This is a genomic window from Paenibacillus sp. NPDC057886, from assembly GCF_042796655.1.
Taxonomy (GTDB): domain Bacteria; phylum Bacillota; class Bacilli; order Paenibacillales; family Paenibacillaceae; genus Paenibacillus.
This window is the reverse complement of record NZ_JBHVMZ010000043.1, coordinates 1-1051: the sequence shown is the minus strand read 5'-3', so window position 1 is coordinate 1051 and position 1051 is coordinate 1. Positions and strand designations below refer to the sequence as shown.

At 33.9% G+C, this 1051-nt stretch carries 3 protein-coding genes; all 3 read right to left on the bottom strand.

All coding sequences use genetic code 11. From position 1 onward, the window contains the following. A partial coding sequence (locus ACFVQB_RS34470) for a hypothetical protein (RefSeq protein ID WP_379449907.1) occupies positions 1 to 480 on the bottom strand: 480 nt, incomplete at its 3' end. Further along, on the bottom strand, positions 477 to 797 hold the full coding sequence (locus ACFVQB_RS34465) for a hypothetical protein (RefSeq protein WP_094295786.1): 321 nt from the start codon (positions 795 to 797) through the stop codon (positions 477 to 479). The genes ACFVQB_RS34465 and ACFVQB_RS34470, both read right to left, overlap by 4 nt. Then, on the bottom strand, positions 794 to 1051 hold a 258-nt coding region (locus ACFVQB_RS34460), incomplete at its 5' end, for a hypothetical protein (protein WP_379449902.1). The genes ACFVQB_RS34465 and ACFVQB_RS34460, both read right to left, overlap by 4 nt.

Genomic DNA, 1051 nt, shown 5'->3' with positions numbered 1-1051 from the left:
GTTTATGGCTAATTCGGATCCAATTATTGAGGTTGTGCGCTCAAAGACACATGGAATTTCAAGCTTTTCACCAGGAACTGTAATCATAATTGGTTTTCCTGTAATTTCATTAATCTTTCCAGATGGAATTTTACGATCAGATGATGTTAGTGAAATAGATGAGTTACATAATTTAGCCTTGGCTATGGGATAAAGTCTGTTTGTATCAAACTCTGTAATAAGAAAAGGGGAATCGTTTATCTCCGCAATAGCTCCCTTATGGGATTCATAATCAGGTCGAAACAGTAATGTTTTATCTTCGGAGGTTTTCCCCTGATTTATTATTACATCGGTTAATTCACCGTTGATCGGAATGCTCTCAGAGAAGAGTGAAGAATCAAATGACTTATTTATTGTGTCTTTCGTGTTATTAATTATAACTTCATCAGGAGTAGAGCCGTATGCAAGTAACCTCTTTTTATATGTTTCAAAAGAGTTCAATGTTCCATTCTCCCCATTATTTTTTCAATGGTTGCAAGAACTTTAAACACTTCTTTTCTAACGACATGAAAACTGTAGTCACGTGATGAAATATTCAATCGAATGGACTCTAGAGTTGCAAGCATCACAACATAATCAGAGCAATCATGTGCAGATTTAATAGTATCCTGAGCTCCATATAATTCGAAGATTAGTGAACTGACATAATTATTAATACCATAATTACTTTCTTCTAGGAGGGGAATGATTTTAAAGATGCGTGACTTTAAAAAGTTGAAGTATGCTAACTGAGTTTTTGAATCTGTTATCATCTTCATGATCTAAAGCCTCTCATACTTATATTTGAGTATGTATATTGCACCATTAAATCTTCAGCTTCTTTTTTGATTAAATTACGTAGCTCTCTAATCTCCTTAATATGGTTCGCTTGCGAATACAATTTGAAGTCCTTAGAGCTCAGAGTTTGATGTAAAAGGTCAGCAGTAACTATTTTGGGAGTGAGATATTCTACAACCATAAAGCAGGCTAGAATTTCTTTTTCTTCATCAGATAGATCTTCATTGAATTGTTT

Coding starts and splice junctions, on each gene's coding strand:
- ACFVQB_RS34465 (WP_094295786.1), bottom strand. CDS start 797: ATGAAGATGATAACAGATTCAAAAACTCAGTTAGCATACTTCAACTTT.